At 39.6% G+C, this 4,095-nt stretch carries 4 protein-coding genes; 1 reads left to right on the top strand and 3 read right to left on the bottom strand.

Translation table 11 applies throughout. The annotated features are described in order from the left end of the window. The 3 genes from mdh (VJ937_RS09785) to VJ937_RS09775 all read right to left on the bottom strand — a co-directional run. The coding region (mdh, locus tag VJ937_RS09785) for a malate dehydrogenase (protein WP_324066718.1) at window positions 1–815 on the bottom strand (815 nt) is incomplete at its 3' end. Window positions 816–1,442: 627 nt separating this feature from the next. After that, on the bottom strand, window positions 1,443–2,378 hold the full coding sequence (gene mdh / locus VJ937_RS09780; RefSeq protein WP_324066717.1) for a malate dehydrogenase: 936 nt from the start codon (window positions 2,376–2,378) through the stop codon (window positions 1,443–1,445). Window positions 2,379–2,524: 146 nt separating this feature from the next. Next, complete coding sequence (locus tag VJ937_RS09775) at window positions 2,525–3,481, bottom strand: radical SAM protein (RefSeq protein WP_324066716.1); 957 nt, start codon at window positions 3,479–3,481, stop codon at window positions 2,525–2,527. A 239-nt stretch (window positions 3,482–3,720) separates the two neighbouring features. Between VJ937_RS09775 and VJ937_RS09770 the strand changes: the two genes are divergently transcribed. After that, the gene (locus VJ937_RS09770; protein WP_324066715.1) at window positions 3,721–4,077 is read left to right on the top strand and encodes a hypothetical protein; all 357 of its coding nucleotides are present in this window, start codon (window positions 3,721–3,723) and stop codon (window positions 4,075–4,077) included. Window positions 4,078–4,095 lie beyond the last annotated feature (18 nt).

The raw sequence follows: 4,095 nt of genomic DNA, 5'->3' as shown, positions 1-4,095 counted from the left end.
CCTAAAATAATAGGCACTCCAAGATAAAGGTCGTTTAGCCCGTATTCGCCATCGAGATAGGCTGCAACGGGATAGAAACATTGCTGATCGTCGATTACTGCTTCTACCATTTGTGCTGCTGCAGCTCCCGGGGCATACCATGCTGAGGTTCCCATCAGTTTTACCAGCTCACCGCCACCTTTGCGGGTGCGCTCAATAATGGCATCGAGCCGATCCTTATCAATTAATTGTTGTACAGGAATACCGGCCACGGAGGTGTATCTGGGCAGCGGCACCATGGTATCGCCATGCCCTCCTAGTAGTAGCCCCTGAATACAGTTTGGCGAAATACTCAATTCATCGGCCAAAAAGGCTTTGTAACGGCTCGAGTCAAGTATACCGGCCATACCAATTACGCGCTCTTTTGGTAGACCCGCCGTTTTGAAAGCCGTGTAAGCCATTACATCAAGTGGGTTTGACACTACTATAATAATGGCATTAGGCGAGTATTTAACTACGTTTTCAGTTACCTCTTTTACAATTTTAGCATTGGTGCTAATCAAGTCGTCGCGCGACATTCCGGGTTTGCGGGGCAATCCGCTGGTAATAACTACCACTTCTGAGTCTTTTGTGGCTTCGTAATCATTGGTGACGCCATGCACACGCGTATGGAAAAAGTCAACAGATGAGGTTTGCCACATATCAAGGGCTTTACCTTCTGCAACACCTTCTTTAATGTCGAGCAGCACCACATTATTCACAATGTTTTTCCTGGCCACAACATTGGCACATGTTGCACCAACATTTCCGGCACCGATAACTGAAACTTTTCTCATAATTAAATATTTTTGGTTTACGTTATGTTCATTAAACAACAACTCAACTAAAAGGTTGCCTTAATTTTAACCGAACCGTTGTAAGGTCCAATTTAATAAAAACCAATATAATATTCAAATATTATCATATAAACATATGTTTTTATCATATTCATCCGAAACTTTTTTAATAAAAAGGTCGATAATAGTTTTAACCGGATTTTAGTGGAACATATTTTTGAAATCGACAAAAAAATGGTTTTTCAAGTCAATTGCTATTACTTTTTTTCAACGGGTTAAAAAAAGCAGAAGCAGAAATTAATTCTTTTGAGCCTGATATTAGAAGATTACATACAGATGAGCTACGACGCTATTTATGGAGTGGATTTAGGCAAAAATCTATAGCAGTAAGGCTTCAGCCTGGGAACTAAATTATAAAGCCCTAAGTTCCTGGCTAAAGCCCTAAGCAGCAACAGTAACTTGTCACCGCCATAAATGGCGGTGTAATGAATGTTCTACTCAAAAATTACAGCTTTGCGCACAAATTCAGATAAGAAATTATAAAGTTTCGTATTGTTGTGATTTTTATTGAGACAAAAAAAAGGAGGCGCAATGCACCTCCCAAACTATTCAGCTATGAGAAAAAATTTATTTTACTTTTTGTCTGAGTACTTCAAGTACACTTTTTACTGATTCAGCTGATTTATGCACCAATTCCATCTCCTCGTCATTCAGCTTAAGCTCTATAATTTGTTGTATCCCATTTCGTCCAAGAATTACGGGTACTCCCATATACAAATCATTCAGTCCATATTCACCCTGCAGGTATGCACTAACAGGGAAAAGTCGACGAGAGTGCTTCACAATAGCCGATACCATTTGTGCTGCAGCAGCCCCCGGGGCATACCAGGCAGAAGTACCCATTAATTTCACCAATTCTCCTCCACCGTATTTTGTGCGTTCAATTATGGTATCGAGTTTTTCTTTCGAAAGCAATTCGGTAACAGGCACCGATGAAATGGTAGTATAACGTGGCAGTGGTACCATTGTATCGCCGTGCCCGCCCATTAAAATAGCATGGACGCTAACAGGGCTCACATTCAATTCCTCAGCTATGAAAGCCTTGTAGCGCGCTGCATCAAGTATACCGGCCATACCAAATACTTCATTCGGGTTTTTACCATTGGCAGCCATGAATGATGCGTATGTCATCACATCCAGTGGGTTAGAAACAATTACAATTTTGGCATCAGGAGAATACTTTATGATCTCTCTTGTGGCATGCTGCACAATACCTGCATTTATTTCGATAAGGTCATCGCGCGACATTCCGGGTTTACGTGGCAACCCGGCGGTAATTACTACTACATCGGAATCTTTTGTGGCTTCATAGTCGTCTGTTACACCATACACATAAGTTTCAAACTGACGTATAGAAGAAGTTTGCCATAAATCCAACGCCTTACCCTCTGTCACACCCTCTTTTACATCAAGGAGTACAAGTTCATCGGCAAGATTCAGGTTAATTATATCGTTGGCACATGTGGCCCCTACATTTCCGGCACCTATTATACTAATTTTCATATTCTGTCGATTTTATAGTTAAAACAAATAATCAACACAATTGATGACAAAATCTGTACATCATTTGACAGAAAAAATATATTGTGCAACATATTCACAAGCACGCCTGCTGAGATTCAGGCAAAAAGGATAAAAGAACCAACCCATTAAAACTGATTTTTTTGCTTTAATTTGCGCACATAAAAATGATACCCGTTGTAAAATGTTTCAAGTAAAGCGCCATCGTCAATCAGTTCCTGCACAAGTGACCAGTCCTCCCCATCCTTTTCAAGAAAAGCTTTTACACTATCGGCCCGCATCGGATGTACTGCTGTAATGCTCAAAAGGTCTGAACGCGTATCACCAGTATGGGCAAAAGCGTTACCTTCATGACCTACTAAATACTCAACCCGCCTGATTTTTGATGAAAATATCTGGTAGGCCCGGTTAATAGTTTCTTCAGCTGCAGGCTTTACATCTTTTCGTGCCGGACTGCGTGTTGGTATAGAAATATATGCCGTATGCGGATTGATTGTACCAATGAAATCTGCCAGAAGATTTAATTCAGAAGTTTGATCGTTATAACCCTCAATTAGCATTGTTTCTGTGATAAGCTTACCGAGGTATTGTCCGGCAAAAAGTTCTATGCCTTCCAAAATACGGTTTAATTCCAATGCACGGTGCGGGTGATCTGTTTTGCGCCATACAGACCCGGTGATGGCATCAACTTTTAATGAAACCAAATCCAGTTGCATCAATTCCTCACGTACATCTGCCCTATCGATTAGTGAACTGTTGGTTATAATTGCAAGTTTTTGATTTAAGGGCTTCAACCCCTCAATAATTTCACCAAGATGGAGATCAAGCGTGGCTTCACCGTCGGGCACAAAGGTCAGATAATCAATTTCATCTCCGTTACTTTCTGCAATTCTTACGCGTTCTTTCACAGCATTAATAACCTCCCGGGGGGCGTAAAATGCCTTTCGATCAGCATCCATTTTTATGGCCTTACCCAATTGACAATAAACACAGGCATAAGAACAATTTTTGGGCGGAATATTATTGATTCCAATGCTACTCCCTAACCGCCGTGATGGAACCGGTCCAAATACCAAATCTGACATATTTTTTTTGTAAAATTATGAACAAATGTTCAATATACAAAACGATTTATAGATGTTGCATAATTAATTTCGGATTATTTAATTTTTTTAATAAATTTTAATAATCTCATTACCATGTAGTTAAAATAATACCAGAATTATTTTTCAAACAAACCTGTAACAGATCAAAAAATGTTTCGTCATAGATACAGAAACCCAAAAAAATTAACCCGAAAATTTAACCCTTAAAACTTAAACCCATGAAAAATTTAAAAACAATCACCGCCGCAATTTTCATCGCACTGTTAATGAACACAACATCAAGTTTTGCCTTTCCGGCAATCAGTGCCACTGCAAACTCCGATCAGGAACTTTACAAAGCCATTGAGCAACTTGTACAGTTTCCCGCAGAATTAACCAGCCGCAGCGAGTCAGCTCACGTTTGGACTACTTTTAAAGTAAACGAAGAGGGCTGGATTGAAGTTGAAGACGTACAGGGAAAGGAAGCGTTTGCAAATTACATCAAAAAGCAAATGGAACTTATTTCTGTTGAAAACCCGGATTTGTTTGGAAAAACCTATCGTATTAAAATTCAATTCGATTTTCAGGAAAAATAAATTGAATAAAACTAAAAA

The organism is Salinivirga sp. (genome assembly GCF_035268865.1).
Classification (GTDB): Bacteria; Bacteroidota; Bacteroidia; order Bacteroidales; family Salinivirgaceae; genus Salinivirga.
The sequence above is the reverse complement of the archived record's forward strand: the minus strand, read 5'-3'. Positions and strand labels throughout refer to the sequence as shown.

What these genes read in the sequence shown, in the direction of transcription:
- mdh (WP_324066717.1), bottom strand. Translation starts at nt 2,378, where the DNA reads ATGAAAATTAGTATAATAGGTGCCGGAAATGTAGGGGCCACATGTGCC.
- VJ937_RS09775 (WP_324066716.1), bottom strand. Translation starts at nt 3,481, where the DNA reads ATGTCAGATTTGGTATTTGGACCGGTTCCATCACGGCGGTTAGGGAGT.
- VJ937_RS09770 (WP_324066715.1), top strand. Translation starts at nt 3,721, where the DNA reads ATGAAAAATTTAAAAACAATCACCGCCGCAATTTTCATCGCACTGTTA.